This window comes from Streptomyces sp. NPDC031418 (assembly GCF_055581605.1).
The window spans coordinates 1-14,603 of sequence record NZ_JBVIJC010000008.1; the positions used below are offsets into that span (position 1 = coordinate 1).

11 protein-coding genes and 1 pseudogene are annotated in these 14,603 nt (G+C 71.6%); 7 read left to right on the forward strand and 5 right to left on the reverse strand.

The window, feature by feature from the left end; genetic code table 11:
* The 5 genes and pseudogenes from ACZ5CZ_RS12695 to ACZ5CZ_RS12715 all read left to right on the forward strand — a co-directional run.
* Positions 1-441 (forward strand): annotated as a pseudogene (locus ACZ5CZ_RS12695) (2-oxoacid:ferredoxin oxidoreductase subunit beta); the annotation flags it as partial.
* Between the two features lie 225 nt (positions 442-666).
* Positions 667-1,521 carry an SDR family oxidoreductase gene (locus ACZ5CZ_RS12700; protein WP_468942109.1) on the forward strand — a complete coding sequence of 285 codons (855 nt, stop codon included), beginning with the start codon at positions 667-669 and terminating at the stop codon, positions 1,519-1,521.
* A 128-nt stretch (positions 1,522-1,649) separates the two neighbouring features.
* The gene (gene rarD / locus ACZ5CZ_RS12705) at positions 1,650-2,600 is read left to right on the forward strand and encodes an EamA family transporter RarD (RefSeq protein ID WP_468942112.1); all 951 of its coding nucleotides are present in this window, start codon (positions 1,650-1,652) and stop codon (positions 2,598-2,600) included.
* 193 nt (positions 2,601-2,793) lie between these two features.
* Complete coding sequence (locus tag ACZ5CZ_RS12710; protein ID WP_468942114.1) at positions 2,794-5,643, forward strand: hypothetical protein; 2,850 nt, start codon at positions 2,794-2,796, stop codon at positions 5,641-5,643.
* Between the two features lie 215 nt (positions 5,644-5,858).
* Positions 5,859-7,118, forward strand: coding sequence for a hypothetical protein (locus ACZ5CZ_RS12715; RefSeq protein ID WP_468942117.1), 1,260 nt, complete (start codon positions 5,859-5,861; stop codon positions 7,116-7,118).
* Between the two features lie 323 nt (positions 7,119-7,441).
* On the opposite strand, the gene ACZ5CZ_RS12720 is transcribed toward ACZ5CZ_RS12715, so the two are convergent.
* On the reverse strand, positions 7,442-8,410 hold the full coding sequence (locus ACZ5CZ_RS12720) for a tetratricopeptide repeat protein (RefSeq protein WP_468942119.1): 969 nt from the start codon (positions 8,408-8,410) through the stop codon (positions 7,442-7,444).
* A gap of 222 nt (positions 8,411-8,632) precedes the next feature.
* On the opposite strand from ACZ5CZ_RS12720, the gene ACZ5CZ_RS12725 reads away from it, so the two are divergent.
* Together ACZ5CZ_RS12725 and ACZ5CZ_RS12730 are read left to right on the forward strand one after the other, a co-directional pair.
* On the forward strand, positions 8,633-9,181 hold the full coding sequence (locus ACZ5CZ_RS12725; protein WP_468942122.1) for an NUDIX hydrolase: 549 nt from the start codon (positions 8,633-8,635) through the stop codon (positions 9,179-9,181).
* A gap of 82 nt (positions 9,182-9,263) precedes the next feature.
* Positions 9,264-9,878: a flavodoxin family protein gene (locus tag ACZ5CZ_RS12730; RefSeq protein ID WP_468942124.1), complete on the forward strand. Its 615-nt coding sequence runs from the start codon at positions 9,264-9,266 to the stop codon at positions 9,876-9,878.
* Here ACZ5CZ_RS12730 and ACZ5CZ_RS12735 read toward each other — a convergent pair.
* From ACZ5CZ_RS12735 to ACZ5CZ_RS12750, 4 genes are all read right to left on the reverse strand, one after another.
* On the reverse strand, positions 9,868-10,803 hold the full coding sequence (locus ACZ5CZ_RS12735; RefSeq protein ID WP_468942126.1) for an ABC transporter permease: 936 nt from the start codon (positions 10,801-10,803) through the stop codon (positions 9,868-9,870). The two genes, ACZ5CZ_RS12730 and ACZ5CZ_RS12735, sit on opposite strands and share 11 nt — an antisense overlap.
* Positions 10,790-11,893 (reverse strand): ABC transporter ATP-binding protein, encoded by a 1,104-nt coding sequence (locus tag ACZ5CZ_RS12740; protein WP_468942128.1) that lies wholly within the window; start codon positions 11,891-11,893, stop codon positions 10,790-10,792. Before ACZ5CZ_RS12740 ends, ACZ5CZ_RS12735 begins: the two co-directional genes overlap by 14 nt.
* Before the next feature lie 78 nt (positions 11,894-11,971).
* Positions 11,972-13,174, reverse strand: coding sequence for a LolA family protein (locus tag ACZ5CZ_RS12745; protein WP_468942131.1), 1,203 nt, complete (start codon positions 13,172-13,174; stop codon positions 11,972-11,974).
* 271 nt (positions 13,175-13,445) lie between these two features.
* On the reverse strand, positions 13,446-14,456 hold the full coding sequence (locus ACZ5CZ_RS12750) for a polyprenyl synthetase family protein (protein ID WP_468942134.1): 1,011 nt from the start codon (positions 14,454-14,456) through the stop codon (positions 13,446-13,448).
* Positions 14,457-14,603: the final 147 nt, after the last annotated feature.

Genomic DNA, 14,603 nt, shown 5'->3' on the forward strand with positions numbered 1-14,603 from the left:
GCCCTCATCGAGATCTACCAGAACTGCAACATCTTCAACGACGGCGCCTTCGACGCCCTCAAGGACAAACAACAGGCCGAAGAAGCCCTCATCCGTCTCGAACACGGGCAGCCCATCCGCTTCGGCGCCGACGGCACCAGAGGCGTCGTACGCAACCGGGCCACCGGAGACCTGGAGGTGGTCACCGTGACCCCGGAGAACGAGGCCGACATCCTGGTCCACGACGCCCACGCCGCGTCCCCGACCACCGCTTTCGCCCTCTCCCGCCTCGCCGACCCCGACACCCTCCACCACACCCCCATCGGCGTCTTCCGCTCCGTCGACCGCACCGTCTACGACACCGCCATGGCCGACCAACTCGACACCGCCGTCGAACAACACGGCAAGGGCGACCTCGCCGCACTCCTGGCAGGCGGCGACACCTGGACGGTCGTCGGCTGACCCTGCCGTTCGCTGTCACGAAGCCCGGGAGCGCTGCTGCTCCCGGGCTTCGTCGTAGGCGCTGCGGGCGCCGAGCACGTCGTCCATTTCGATGCTCTTTCGCATACTTACTGCCACGCCAGTACCTTACTTCAAAGTGGGTACTTTCAAATGGTTAGCGCCCCTCGTAGGGTGAGTGCATCGGCACGGGCCGACAGGCCACCACCCCCGCAAGGAGTCAGCACCATGAGCATCGTCGTCACCGGAGCCACCGGACAGCTCGGCAAGCACGTCATCGAGGGCCTGCTGGAGCGCGTCCCGGCCGACCGGATCACCGCCGTCGTACGCGACGAGGCGAAGGGCGCGGCGCTCGCCGCGCGCGGAGTGCGGCTGGCCGTCGCGGACTACGACCGCCCCGAGACCTTCGCCGGCGTGTTCGCCGCCGGCGACCGGGTGCTGCTCATCTCCGGCAGCGAGATCGACAAGGACCGGGTGGCCCAGCACCAGGTCGTCATCGACGCCGCCAAGGCGGCCGGGGTCGCGCTCCTCGCCTACACCAGCACACCGGGCACCCTGACGAGCGCACTCGCCGACGCGCACCGCGGCACCGAACGGGCGATCCTCGCCTCCGGGCTGCCGTACGTCCTGCTGCGCAACGGCTGGTACCACGAGAACTACACCGAGAACCTGGCCCCCGTGCTGGCGCACGACGCGGTCGTCCAGGCCGCCGGTGACGGCCGTGTCTCCTCGGCCTCCCGCGCCGACTACGCGGCCGCCGCCGTCGCCGTACTGGCCGGCGAGGGGCACGAGAACGCGACGTACGAGCTGGGCGGCGACGAGTCGTGGAGCTTCGCCGAGTACGCGGCCGAGCTGAGCCGGCAGACCGGCCGGGAGATCGTCTACACCCCGGTCTCCGTCGAGGCCCTCACCGGCATCCTCACCGGCGCCGGGCTGCCCGAGCCGCTGGCCGTGGCCCTGGCCGACACCGACGCCTCCATCGAGAAGGGCGAGCTGGTCGTCACCAGCGGCGACCTCGCCCGTCTGATCGGCCGGCCGGCCACCCCGATCGCCGAGTCGATCGCCGCCGCGCTCAAGGCCTGACCCCTTCCCGGCACCCCCCGGCTGTCATGACCGTATGCCGATACGGGCATGACAGCGGGGGGTGCTCGGCGCTACCGTCGTTCCCGCGTGCCGACGACGGGGCACGCGAGGACGCGAGAGGGGGCCCTGTGGCCGGGAAGTCGAAGAGCGAGCACCGTACAGGTCTGCTGAACGGCTTCGCCGCCTATGGGATGTGGGGGCTGGTCCCCCTGTTCTGGCCCCTGCTGAAGCCCGCGGGCGCGCTGGAGATCCTCGCCCACCGCATGGTGTGGTCCCTGCTCTTCGTCGCCGCGGCCCTGCTCTTCGTACGGCGCTGGGCCTGGGCCGGTGAGCTGCTGCGCCAGCCGCGCCGGCTCGCACTGGTCGCGGTGGCCGCCACCGTCATCTCCGTCAACTGGGGCGTCTACATCTGGGCCGTGAACGCCGGCCATGTGGTCGAGACCTCCCTCGGCTACTTCACCAACCCGCTGGTCACCATCGCGATGGGCGTCCTGCTGCTGAAGGAGCGGCTGCGGCCCATACAGTGGGCGGCGGTCGGGACAGGCCTCGCCGCCGTCGTCATCCTCACCATCGGCTACGGCCGCCCGCCGTGGATCTCCCTCTGCCTCGCCTTCTCCTTCGCCACCTACGGGCTGGTGAAGAAGCGGGTCGGACTCGGCGGGGTCGAGTCGCTGGCCGCCGAGACCGCGATCCAGTTCCTCCCCGCGCTCGGCTACCTGGTCTGGCTCGGCGCGCACGGCGACTCCAGCTTCCTGAACGGCAGCCCCGGCCACGCGGCCCTGCTCGCCTCCAGCGGCCTGGTCACCGCGCTCCCCCTGGTCTGCTTCGGCGCGGCCGCGATCCGGGTGCCACTGTCCACCCTCGGACTGCTCCAGTACCTGGCGCCCGTCTTCCAGTTCGCGCTGGGCGTCCTGTACTTCCACGAGGACATGCCCCCCGTGCGGTGGGCGGGGTTCGCCCTGGTCTGGGCGGCGCTGCTCCTGCTGACCGGCGACGCGTGGCGCGCCGCGCGCCGCCCGGCGCCCCCGCTCGCCGTCCCCGCCGCGCCCCGGGCGGACGCGGCACCGGTGGACGCCTAGCCAGGGCTGCTCCCGGGGTGGCCCACAGCCCGGTCTCCCCTCTTTTCCACAGCCCGGTCGGCTGCTTTTCCACAGCCCGGTCGGCCTGTCGGACCCATGCACTATCGTGATCAATCGCCTGGCCGCAGGGGCCAACTGCCCCGGAATCAGGGCGACAACGCAGCAGCGATCACGGAAATCGGGGGACGGGGCGATGGTCAACGCACCGGCGGGAGGCACCGCCGACTGGGCGGCCACCGGGTCGGCACCGGGTGTGCCGCCGGGGCCCGGCGTGCTGACCGTCTCCGCGGGCCCGACCACCTGGGCCTGGGTCGCGGTGCGCATCGACGCGGCCGCCGACCTCACCGAGACGGCGGAGTACGCGGCGCTGACGGAGACGGAACGCCGCATCAAGGCGGTCGCGGCCGAGACCGCCTGGCTGAGCGGGCAGTGGAACACCAGCCACGGCGAGCGGCTCGAACTGCGCTATCTCACCGACCCGGCGGAGCACCGGATCTCCTGCGCGCTGCTCGGCCGGGTCCAGGCGCCCACCCCGGCCGCGGCGGAGGCCGCCGCGCTCGCCCTGCGCGGCCGGCTGGCCACGCTGCCGCGCCATGTGAGCGCCAGCCCGGTCGAGGACCCGGCCGAGGTGGCGCGTCTGCTGACGCCGTTCACCCCGGAGCCGTACTCGGGCCTGGCCGAGATCCGCAAGCGGTACCGCACGGGCCTGCCCAACCGCCCCGACGCGGGCGTCCGCTACTACCTCTCGCCGCAGCCCTTCACCGCGTCCGCGCCGCCGTGGGACGCGCTGTGGCGGGCGCTGGCCGAGCACCCGCACCCGGTGCTGCTGACCATCGGCCTGGAGCCGTACGTCGTACCGGACGACCTGGGTCCGCTGCTGCACCGGATCGCCACCCAGTACGGCCGGCTCGGCACCCCCGGCCAGCTGCCGGACGGCCTGTGGTCGCCGGGCGCCCAGCTCGCCGCGGACGCCTTCGCCGTCGACGCCTCCCGGATCTACGCGGACGCCGCGCGCCGCTACACCGACCGCGCCTTCCGCACCCGTATCGCCCTGGCCTCCCCCGCCCCGCTGCCCGAGTCGCTGGCGGAACTGGCCGGCGCGACGATCTCACCGCAGGAGCTGGCCCGTGAGCAGGGGGTGCTCACCGAGACGTTCACCGGCCCCGCGCACACCGTGATCCGCCCCACCCCCGCGGAGCTGCCGGCCGCCTGGCACGCCCTGACCACCCTGGAACAGGCCCGCTGGGGCGGCGACCACGCCTGGCGGCTGCCCGAGCCGCTCTCCCCTCCGCTGCGGCTGCTCGCCGACCTGGTCGACGCCCGGGAGGCCAGCGCCGCCTTCCGGCTCCCGCTCGCCGTGAACGGCCATATGGCCGGCTTCCCGGTACGGCGGCCGGGCCTGGCCGGTGAGACGGTGTACCAGGCGTCGGGCCCGTCGCTCACCCTTGGCCGCCAGCTCGTCAACGACACCCCGGCCGGCCCACTGGGCATCGCCCTGGGCGACCTGACCCGGCACGCCCTCTTCGTCGGCACCACCGGCTCGGGCAAGACCAACACCACCCTGGCCTTCTGCGAACAGCTCTGGCGCGACCACGCGGTGCCCTTCCTCGTCCTCGAACCGGTCAACTCCGACCTGGACGACTACCGCTGGCTGGCCACCCGCCCCGGCTTCGAGGACCTGCTGGTCCTGACGGTCGGCGACGAGACCACGGCGCCGTTCCGGCTGAACCCCTTCGAGGTGCCGGCCGGCGTCCGCATCAGCACCCATATCGCCGGGCTCATGGCCTGCTTCGATGCGGCGTTCGGCCTGTGGGACCCGCTGCCGAACATCTACAACCGCGCGCTGCGGGCCACGTACGCCCGCAAGGGCATCGTCCCGACGGACATCGCGGACTCCTCCCATGAGTGGCCCACGCTGCGGGACTTCATCGCCGAGATGCGCCGGCAGTGCGAGGCGCTCGACTACTCCGGCGAGGTCCGGGACAACATCATCGCGGCGTCGCGGCTGCGGGCCGAGGCGCTGGCCGAGGGCGCCTGCGGGAGCACGCTGGACGTGGCCCGGTCGTACCCGGTGACCGAGCTGCTGAACCGTCCGGTGGTGGTGGAGCTGGCGGCGGTCGGTGACAACGAGAAGGAGCAGTCGCTGATCACCGCGCTGATCCTCCAGTCGATGACCGAGCACTACAAGGCCAACCGGGCCGGCGGCTCCCTCGCCCATGTCACGGTGATCGAGGAGGCGCACCGTCTGCTCGGCCGCCCCGCTGGCCAGTCCGGTGACAGCAAGGAGGGCAACGCCCAGGCCCGCGCCGCCCAGGCCTTCGCCAACACCCTGGCGGAGAACCGGAAGTACGGCGAGAGCATCGTGATCGTCGAGCAGGTGCCGGGCAAGCTGGTGGAGGACGCGTACAAGAACACCAACCTGAAGGTGATGCACCGCCTGCCGGCCGCGGCCGACCGTGAACTCATCGGCGGCACCATGCGGTTCTCCGCCGACCAGGAGCGGTACGCGGCCACCCTGGAGCCGTTCCAGGCCTTCGTCCACCACGACCGGCTGGACCGCCCGGCCCTGGTCGCGGTCCCGGACGTGCGCGCGGCAGCGGCCCGCGAGGCGGGTGTCCCCCGGGCGCCCCTGGCCACTCCCGCCGAACTCTCCGCCCGGTTCCGCTCGATCGCCGCGGCCCACCCGTCGATCGAGGACGCCCTCGCCCCCTTCCCGGAGTGCGAGGGCTGCCGGCACCGCTGCCTCTTCCGCTCCCGGGCGGCGACGGCGGTCTGGCCGGAAGACGGCAAGGAACTGCGGCAGCGCGTCACCTCGTATCCCAAGTCCAAGCAGGAACAGGCGGTCTGGTGGCAGTCGACGGCCACCTGGATCGGCGACATCGCGGACCGGGTCCCCCTCCCCGCCGCGACCAGCGAGCCCACGGCGGCCGCCGACTACCAGGCCTGTGTCTTCACCCATGTCGCCCGCGAGGCCTGGCAACGCAAGACCCTGCCCTGGGTCCGCCTCTTCCGCACCCACCAGCCCCCCGAGGACGGCGCGTGACCGACCGCCGGCCGGAGCGCCGACCGGAGCCGGAGGCCCCTGAACCGACAGAGGCACCGGAGCCGATGGAGGCATCGGAGGCCCCCGAGCCGAGCGACGCACAGGCGGCGCGGGAACCGACGGAAGCCCCAGAGCCAGCGGAGGCGCCTGAGCCCGAGCCGGAGAAGGAGGCAGAACCGACGGAGGGGCCGGAGCCGATAGAGGCACCGGAGCCAGTGGAAGCACCAGCGCCGGCAGAAGCGCCGGACCCCACGGAAGCCCCTGAGCCTGAGCCTGCGGAAACACCGCAGCCGCCGGAGGCGCCCGAGCCGGAGGCACCGGAGCCGATAGAGGCGCGGGAAGCGCCGGAGCCCGCGTCCGGAGAGGCGCCGGAAGCGGAGCCGGAGAAGGCTCCGGAACCCGGGTTCCCTGAAGCGCCGGAACCGGAATCCACCCAGGAAACGCCGGAGCCGACTGAAGGACTTGCCGAAGCCCCGGAGCCCGGCGAGCTGACGGATTCTGCCGAGGCACCCGAGCCTCACGAGGCAGACGCTGACTCCGAGGAGGCACCCGAGCCGCTTCAGGCATCGGAGGCCGAGGAGGCAGCAGAGCCACCCGACACGACCGGATACGCAGAGACAGTGCCGGAGCCGGCCGAACCACTGCAATCCGCCGAGGAAGCGCCAGAGCCGACTGAAGGACTTGCCGAAACGGCAGGATTCGGCGAGGTAGCGGACACTCCTCGCGGTGAATCGAAGTCTGCCGAGGCTCGCGACTCTCACGCCACGGAAGCGCCTGCACAGCTCGCTCCGGAGAAGACCGAGGCCCCAGTGGCTCCCGAAGACCCCACCCAACGGCTGGAAACAGCTCAAAAGGACGGCCGGGAAATCACAAAGCCGCACAACGTAGCACTGGACTACATGACCGATCCAGTATCACCAGAATGCGCCACACAATTCAATGAAGCAATGAAGGAACTGTCTGCCGATTACCCGACGGTATTCGATGGCATGAACCAAGTGCGGACCGAGCAACCCATAGACCCGAGCGTCCTGGCATACGCACTACCATATTCCGGGACGCCGGATTCCGGCATCTACGTCAACGCCGAAGCGTTCTCCGACGCGGAAGAGGCCGCACTCAGAGGAGCCGAAGAGGAAGCCAGCGGATTTACTGTGCCCGGCGGGGGCTCCCCCAAAGGCGTGTTCTATCATGAATTCGGCCACCATTGCGCGCAGCAGATTTTCGACTCGCCGTCCGCCCGTCTGGAGTTGAACGATGCCGTCTCCCGGCACATCGGGCGCTCGTATGATTCTTTGAAGGACCATGACGCCCCGACAGGCGAGGCACTCAGTCAGCTACTCTCCGACTATGGCTCCACCACGCCGCACGAGATGATGGCAGAGGCGTTCACCGAGCACAGACTCGCCCCCACCCCCCGGCCATTCGCCTCGGAAATCGGCAAAATCATAGACAAGCACCTCAAAGCCAATTAGGAGGAGATGACGGATGCGCCGACTCCCCAACATTTGTGATGCCTGCACCAAAGTGAAGCAGCGCAGAAATCCCGCTGGCAGGTCCTCGCTGGATCAGTGGATCCCTTACTGCGACGCATTCCCTGACGGGGTTCCCCGCACCATCTACCGTGGCGGATTCGACCACCGAAACCCATACCCCGGAGACCAAGGCATTAGATTTGAACTTCGGGAAGGAAAGGAGCGGGTGCTCGCCCTGTACGAGAAGCTGGTCCCCGAGGAGCGGCGTAACGCCAGGCCTTCGGACGAGACCACTGGATGACGTCCTAGGCAGCGGGCGCCGGTTACGGCTTTGCCAGCCGGGCCGCCCTGTCCGTCAGGCGGAGCATGCGGGCGCGGGCCGAGTCCAGGGGGTGGGGGTCTTCGGCGGCGGGGCCGGGCTCCGCGGCGAGGTGCGTCCAGAGGTCGATGAGGTCGTGGCCGAGCCGCAGCCCCACCTCGGGGTCGCGTACCGCACGCCACGCCATCGCCGCGCTCTGCACATTGCCGTAGGCCGCCTCCGCGTCCCGCGTCTGCCGGCGCTGGCGGGCGAGGTCGAGGGAGAGGCGGAAGGCGCGGACCGGGTCGCCCGCCAGGTAGGCGATGTAGGCGGTGAGTTCGCGCAGGTGCAGCACCTCGGCGTGGTGCGGGCCCAGCGCCGCCGTCGCCTCTTCGACGGTACGGTCCACGAGATCCACCGCCAGCTCGATACGCCCTTCCCGTACGGCCTCGTTGATCCGCGCGATCGGCTCGCCCAGCAGCTCGGCGCCCTCCGCGGTCTCGGTCAGCGGGCCGTCGCCCAGCATCTCCTCGGCGACGGCGTCGAATCCGCGGGGAGGGGTGTGGGTGGTCGTGTAGTCGGGGAGGACGGATTCCGCTTCGGGGACGGCCGGTGCCGGGGCGGGCTTCACCGGGGCGGGGGCGGCCGGTGCCGGGGCGGGGGCGGACTCTTCCGCGGGCTCCTGCGGCCGTACCGGCGGAGCCACCCGTGTCGGCTCGCCCGCCACCCTGCTGGATCCGTCCGCCGAGACCTCCAGGGGAACCACGCAGCCGGCGACGTCGTCCTGGATGGTGGCGTGTATGGGGGCGCCCAGGCTGATGGCCAGGCGCTGGAGGTGGTTCAGGACGGCCTGCTGGATGTCCTCCCCGGGGGCCGCCATGACCGATGTTCCGCCCACCGACGCGTCGCCCGCGCCGAACACCCGGACGGCCACCGCCGCCGGGTGCGCCACGGGCTGTGGTGCCCGCTTCTTCTCGAAGCTGAGTCGGGCCATCGGTGTGCCTCTCTCCCCCGCCGTGCGATCCGGTCGTACCCCTCGTGTCGTACTCACCAGTCTGTCCCCTCGGTTCGGCTCACGCGTCACCGCGACGTCACAGCCTCGTCCCAGATGCCGGGCCGCCTCGCATGCACGAGGGTTCCTGTTCATGGTGGTCATGCCGCTCGCCGTGATCTCGGGAGCGGGTGGCAACTGCGTTGGCGCGAGGAGGGGTTTGTGATGCGGTGGACGGTTCACGGGGAGCGGGCGGTCTACGACACGCCCTGGGTGCGTCTGCGGTCGCTCGACGTCGAGCAGCCCGACGGCGCCCGGGTCGACTACCACGTGGTGCGGTTGCGGGATGTCGCGGTGACGGCCGCCGTCGACGGGCAGCGGCGGGTCCTGATGCTGTGGCGGCACCGGTTCGTCACGGACACCTGGGCGTGGGAGTTGCCGATGGGGCTGGTCGAGGACGGTGAGGAGCCGGTGCGGGCGGCCGCGCGGGAGCTGGAGGAGGAGACGGGCTGGCGGCCGGGGTCGCTGCGGGAGCTGGTGTACGCGGAGCCCGCCGCCGGTATCACCGATGCCCGGCATTTCGTGTTCCGCGCGGACGACGCCCGGCGGATCGGTGCCCCGACCGAGCGCAACGAGTCCGACCGGATGGAGTGGATCCCTCTTTCCCGGGTGCCCGGGATGATCGCCCGCCGGGAGATCGTCAGCAGCGCGACGCTGGTCGGTGTCATGGCGTTGCTGCTCGGCAGTGGTTCCGGTGACGGGTCATCGACCTGAGCGGGATTCTCTTGCGTGTGCATATAATGCAGGTGCATTATGTTGCGCAGTGCCCGTCCGCCGGTGACCCCTGGGGGTAGTCATGACCACACGCCGTTTCCTGTTCGTGCTGGGCAGTGCCCGTGCCGAGGGCAACACCGAGCTGCTGGCCCGCGCGGCCGCCGAACAGCTGCCGGCGGATGTCGAGCAGCAGTGGATACGGCTCGCCGAGCTTCCGCTGCCCGACTTCGCGGACCTGCGGCACGGCAGCGACCACGCACAGCCGCCGTCCGACAGCGCGGAGGCCCTGCTGCTGGACGCCACCCTCGCGGCCACGGACATCGTGATCGCCTCGCCGCTGTACTGGTACTCGGTGTCCGGCCTCACCAAGCGCTACCTGGACTACTGGTCGGGCTGGCTCCGCACACCCGGCGCGGACTTCCGGGCGACCCTGGCCGGCCGCACTCTCTGGGGCATCGCCGCGCTGGCGGCGGAGGAAGCGTCCGTCGCCGATCCCTACCTCGGCACGCTCAACAACTCCGCCGCCTACATGGGCATGCGCTTCGGCGGGGTGCTGCTCGGCAACGGCACCGCACCCGGCGACGTGCTGAAGGACACCGAGGCGCTGGCCCGCGCGAAGACGTTCTTCGACCGGGAGGCACCCTTCGCGCGCTACCCGCACGAGACGGCCGGGGAAGCGTCCACGACTACGCGCTGATGTCCTTCGTCGTGAACCTCGCCCAGGCCGCCGAGCCGAACACCGCTGCGTACAGGGCCTGGAGGCCGAGGTTCCTCGTCAGGTCGTCCCAGTAGACGGGGTCGCGTATCAGGTCGGCGAAGGACAGCCAGTAGTGCGAGAAGAGGTACGGCTGCACGGCGTGGAGCTGGTGTATCTGGTCGAGGATCTGCACGGTGATCAGGAGCCCCACGGTGGTCGCCATCGCCGCGATGCCGCTGTTGGTGAGGGTCGACACGAACAGGCCGAGCGCCGCCACCCCGACCAGTGAGGCGGCGACGACCAGGGCGATCAGCAGGGCCCGGCCGAGCCCCTCGGCGAAGCCGATCCGGGTGCCCGATATGGTCGTCAGCTCGCCGAGCGGGAACAGCAACGCGCCGACCAGCAGCGCCGAGACCGCGACCACCAGCGTGGCCAGCAGACAGAAGGCCAGCACGGTCGCGTACTTGGTGAGCAGCAGACGGGTCCGGCCGGCCGGGGCGACCAGCAGATAGCGCAGGGTTCCTGCGCCCGCCTCGCCCGCTATCGCGTCGCCCGCGACGACACCGACGGCCATCGGCAGAAAGAACGGCAGGGTCGCGGCCAGCGCCGTGAACACCAGGAACAGGCCGTTGTTGGTGACCTGGGTGATGAACGCCGGGCCGCCCGCCCGGTGATCGCCGCCCACCCCGCCGCGCGTCTCGATCCTCACCGCGATCCCGATCAGCACCGGCACCGCGGCCAGCACCCCGAGCAGCGCGAGCGTGCGCCAGCGGCGGACGGTGGTGAACAGCTCGCTGCGGAGCAGGCCGAGAGTCCAGAGCGGGCTGGGCCGGCGGGCGGCCGGAGGCGGGGGTGCGCCCGGCAGGCTCTCACCCCCGCCCGGCAGGCTCTCAGCCCCGCCCGGCAGGGTCTCAGCCCGTGACATCGAAGCCCTCCCCGGTCAGCGCCACGAACGCGTCCTCCAGCGAGGCCCGTTCGAGCGTGAAGCCGCGCACTCTTATGCCGGCCGCGACCAGGGCCGCGTTCACCTCGGCGAGGTCCCGCGCGGGTGGTTCCCCGGTGACCCGGTCGCCGTCGGTGGTGACATCCGCGAGCCCCAGCTCCTTGAGCACCCGGGCCGCCTCGGCCGGGTCCGGAGTGGTCACCGCCAGCCGCCCGCGCGCCCCGGCCGCCAGCTCGGCCACCGAGCCCTGCACGACGAGCCGGCCCTGCGTCATGACCGCCGCGTGGGTGCAGACCTGCTCGATCTCGTCGAGCAGGTGCGAGGAGAGGAACACGGTGGTGCCGTCGGCGGCCAACTCCCTGACCAGGGTGCGGATCTCGCGCATGCCCTGCGGGTCGAGGCCGTTGGTCGGCTCGTCCAGGACGAGCAGCCGGCGCGGCTGGAGCAGGGCGGCGGCCAGTCCCAGGCGCTGTTTCATGCCGAGCGAGTAGGCGCTCGCCTTCTTGCCGGACGCGGCGGTGAGACCCACCCGGTCCAGCGCAGCGGCGACGCGTGCGTACCGGGTGCGGGGGTCGGCGGTCGGGTCGGCGGCGTCGTAGCGCAGCAGGTTGTCCCGGCCGGAGAGGAAGCCGTACAGCGCGGGGCCCTCGATGAGCGCGCCCACCTGGGGCAGCACGGCACGGGCCGCCCGGGGCATCGGGCGGCCCAGTACCCGGGCGGTGCCGGAGGTCGGCTCGATCAGGCCCATCAGCATGCGGATGGTGGTGGTCTTGCCGGAGCCGTTCGGGCCGAGGAAGCCGAAGACGCTGCCCGCCGGGACGGTCAGGTCCAGGCCGTCGACGGCGAGCTGTCCGCCGCGGTAGCGCTTGGTGAGGCCGCGGGTGGCGATGGCATACGGCGGGGCGTCCGCCACGGCGTGCGGGCCAGCGGCGTGCGGGTCCGCGACAGGCGGGTCGGCGACAGGCGGGTCGGCGGCAGGTGGGTCCGCGACAGGCGGGTCGGCGGCAGGTGGGTCGGCGGCGCGTGGGTCCGCGTCCCCTGAAGCGCGCAGGTCCTGTGACGGCTCGCCCATCGGCTCCCCCTCGTCCCGTGCCCGCCCGGGGAGGCGAAGGCCGCCTCCCCGGGGCCCGGCCCCGCCCCCCGGCAGGGCCTACTTGCCCTCGTTGGCCGCCTTCACCAGGGCCTCCTTGGTCACCGCTCCGGCGTACACCTTGCCGTTGTCGGTGATCAGCGCGTTGACCAGGCGGGTGGAGAAGACCGTGCCCTTGCCGAACTTCCCGGAGACGTGATCGCCGAGCGAGCCGAGGAAGCCACCGAGGTCACCGCCCTTGGCGCCGGTGGGCAGGCCGCCCTTGGCACCGGTGTCGAAGGTGGCCACGGACGACCAGCCCTTGCCCAGCACCTCGGCCGGATCGAACCCCCGGGCGAAGTCCCGGCCCGCCGCCGGAGCGTGCTCGCGGGCCTTGTGGTCCTGCTTGTCCTCGGTGACCTTCGCGCCCTTGGGCGGGGTGAAGTCGAAGGTGGCGGCGGCCGGCTTGGCGAAGGAGACCCGGGTGAAGCCCACGTCGACGACGGCGGCGCCGCCGCTCTTCGGGGTCAGCGTGAACTTCAGCGGCAGGCCCGTCTTCGCGTCGACGGCGATGCTGATCGCGCCGACCGTGGTGCCCGACTGCCTGGGCTTGATCAGCAGCTTGTAGGCGTCCCGCCCGGCGACCTGCGCGGTGCCGTCGACGGTGACGGACGTGGTGTCGTCCACCGCCTTCAGGGCCTGGTCGGCGAAGTCCTTGGGCGTGGCCGGCGGCTCGCCCGCGCGCTCCCCGTGCCGGGCGCCGGGAGCAGCCTTGGTGCTGTGGTGGACCTGGTTGCTCCGGCTGTCGTACCCCCAGACGTCCCGGCCGTTGTGGATGATGCTGTACTCGGCGCCGGTCTCCAGCAGCGACAGCTTCTGCCGGTCGGGGCCGTCGGCGGCGACGCGCAGCGTGTGCGTGCCGGAGACCAGCTCGGTGAGCTTGGCCTGCGGGTCGGCGGAGGAGCCGTCGCCCTTGCCCGCGCCGGAGGCGAGGCTGTTCTCCAGGCCGCCGAGGTTCGGCAGGCCGAGGTCGGTGCTGATCTTCACGGTGCCGGACAGCTGCTGCACGTCCGACTTGGCGATCTTCTCGATGAGCTGCTGTGCGGTGACCCGGGGCAGGTCCGGGTCGCCGGAGTTGGCGAGCGCCGGGACCAGCCCGATGGTGGCCGCCGCCACTCCCACCACCGCGACCGGCACGGCGTACCGGGCGGCCTTGCGTCGGCCGGAGCGCGCGTCCTCGTCCCGCGCAGCGCTCGGTGCGTCGTCGGATTCGTACGGTGCCATGTGTGCCTTACCTCCGTCGTCGGCGGCGGCTGTCCCCACGCTGGTCCACCTGAGCCGCCATTCTCACCCGAATCGGTGAGGAGTGGTGATTTCCGTGGTTTCCATCTCACCAAATCGGCCATGAGAAAGCGTCAGACCTCGGAGCCAACTCCGTGTACGCCTGGGGTATGACATGGAGGCGCTGCGACCGCTTCGAACCCGTAGGGGTCGGGCCCGCCCAGGGCCCACACGGGGCCCGCACGGGGCCCGCAGGGCATCCGTCGAACGGGCGTCAGCCGGCCCGGTGGACCACCGCGTCGCACAGCTCCAGCAGCGCCACCTTGGCGTCGCACTCCCGCAGCGGCGACAGCGCGGCCCGCGCCTCCTCCGCGTACCGCACCGTGTCCCGGCGGGCCTGCTCCAGCGCGGGGTGGGCACGCAGCGCGGTCAGCACCTCGGCGTGCCGTGCGTCGTCGCTGAGGTCGGAGTCGAGCAGCTCGCACAGCGCGATGTCCTCGGGCAGACCCAGCCGGGCCGCCCGCTCGCGCAGCCGGAGCACGGGGAGGGTCGGGATGCCCTCGCGCAGGTCGGTGCCCGGGGTCTTGCCGGACTCGTGCGAGTCGGAGGCGATGTCCAGGACGTCGTCGGCGAGCTGGAAGGCGACCCCGAGCCGCTCGCCGTACTGGGTGAGGACGTCGACGACCGTCTCGTCGGCGCCGGACATCATCGCGCCGAACCGGCAGGAGACCGCCACCAGCGAGCCCGTCTTGCCGGCGAGCACGTCCAGGTAGTGCTCGACCGGGTCACGGCCGTCCGAGGGACCGGCGGTCTCCAGGATCTGGCCGGTGACCAGCCGTTCGAACGCGAGGGCCTGGACCCGGACCGCCTCGGGGCCCAGGTCGGCGAGGATCTGGGAGGCCCGGGCGAAGAGGAAGTCGCCGGTGAGGACCGCGACGGAGTTGCCCCAGCGGGTGTTGGCGCTGTCCACGCCGCGCCGCACGGCGGCCTCGTCCATGACGTCGTCGTGGTACAGCGTGGCCAGATGGGTCAGCTCGACGACGACGGCCGACGGCACCACGCCCGGGGCGTAGGGGTCGCCGAACTGCGCCGCGAGCATGACGAGCAGTGGCCTGAACCGCTTCCCGCCGGCCCGTACGAGGTGCTGTGCGGCCTCCGTGATGAACGGAACCTCGCTCTTGGTGGCCTCGAGCAAGCCTTCCTCGACAGCCGTCAATCCGGCCTGGACATCGGCTTCCAGAGCCTGGTCCCGCACGCTCAGCCCGAACGGCCCGACGACGGTCACGAGGGGTCTCCTGTCTGCTGGTGTCTGCTGGCGATTACACGGTTTGTCGATAGGTCGCTGCCATCACTCGAGTCAGCGTATCCGGTCCTGTTTCGATCACCGATAGCGCCCACCGGTCCAGCCCGGTCGACATCGGATCATGATCAC

Bases quoted from the DNA above. Each gene is read 5' to 3' on its own strand.
- ACZ5CZ_RS12700 (WP_468942109.1), top strand. From the start codon at position 667: ATGAGCATCGTCGTCACCGGAGCCACCGGACAGCTCGGCAAGCACGTC.
- ACZ5CZ_RS12710 (WP_468942114.1), top strand. From the start codon at position 2,794: ATGGTCAACGCACCGGCGGGAGGCACCGCCGACTGGGCGGCCACCGGG.
- ACZ5CZ_RS12720 (WP_468942119.1), bottom strand. From the start codon at position 8,410: ATGGCCCGACTCAGCTTCGAGAAGAAGCGGGCACCACAGCCCGTGGCG.
- ACZ5CZ_RS12725 (WP_468942122.1), top strand. From the start codon at position 8,633: ATGCGGTGGACGGTTCACGGGGAGCGGGCGGTCTACGACACGCCCTGG.
- ACZ5CZ_RS12730 (WP_468942124.1), top strand. From the start codon at position 9,264: ATGACCACACGCCGTTTCCTGTTCGTGCTGGGCAGTGCCCGTGCCGAG.
- ACZ5CZ_RS12735 (WP_468942126.1), bottom strand. From the start codon at position 10,803: ATGTCACGGGCTGAGACCCTGCCGGGCGGGGCTGAGAGCCTGCCGGGC.
- ACZ5CZ_RS12740 (WP_468942128.1), bottom strand. From the start codon at position 11,893: ATGGGCGAGCCGTCACAGGACCTGCGCGCTTCAGGGGACGCGGACCCA.
- ACZ5CZ_RS12745 (WP_468942131.1), bottom strand. From the start codon at position 13,174: ATGGCACCGTACGAATCCGACGACGCACCGAGCGCTGCGCGGGACGAG.